Origin of the sequence: Rosenbergiella metrosideri, assembly GCF_022602565.1 — a bacterium.
GTDB classification, from domain to species: Bacteria; Pseudomonadota; Gammaproteobacteria; order Enterobacterales; family Enterobacteriaceae; genus Rosenbergiella; species Rosenbergiella metrosideri.
In genome coordinates this window covers 1-616 of the sequence record NZ_JALBCV010000050.1, presented here as the reverse complement: position 1 = coordinate 616, position 616 = coordinate 1, and the positions used below count along the sequence as shown (strand labels likewise).

The following is a 616-nucleotide window of genomic DNA, read 5'->3' as shown; positions in this document are numbered from 1 at the left end:
TGGTAATGACTCCAACTTATTGATAGTGCTGTATCGTGAGGTAGTGCCCAATGACATTATCATGCAACTCCACCGACTTTGAGAATGACAGTGATTTCCGTCCCAGCCTTGCCAGATGTTGCCTGAGATTCAGATTATGCCGCTCAATTCTTTGTCTATAACCTTTACTGATAACGTGAAACTTACCCTTCAACCGTGATTCATACAATGGCCATCCATCTGTCATCCACACTACTATCTCAAAGGCCGACAGCAGATTCAGAAGATGCTCCAAGGTTGTTATTGTCCGTTCTCCAAAGACATGAGCCACAACACACCTGCGTATCTTGTCATAGCATAGGCATAGAACAACCAGCGCTGACATGACTTAGACCCAACGTAGCTCCACTGTTCATCCATTTCTGCGCAGACAATCACATCGCTCCCCGGATGTATCCTAGATGCTACTGAACGGGGCCTGAGTTTTTTAAATGCCGTAAAATGGTGTTCAAACCAATACCGATAATGCGAGCGCTGGCACGACATCCAACACCATTCATAGCCATATCGATGATTTTCTGGTGTGTACCGGGCTGGGATGCGGTATAGGTGAAAGTGCGTTGCCATGTCTTACGAC

General features: G+C 46.3%; 1 pseudogene. It reads right to left on the bottom strand.

Going from position 1 to position 616, the window contains the following annotated elements:
* Positions 1-16: 16 nt before the first annotated feature.
* Positions 17-616 (bottom strand): annotated as a pseudogene (locus MKR94_RS16425) (IS1 family transposase); the annotation flags it as partial.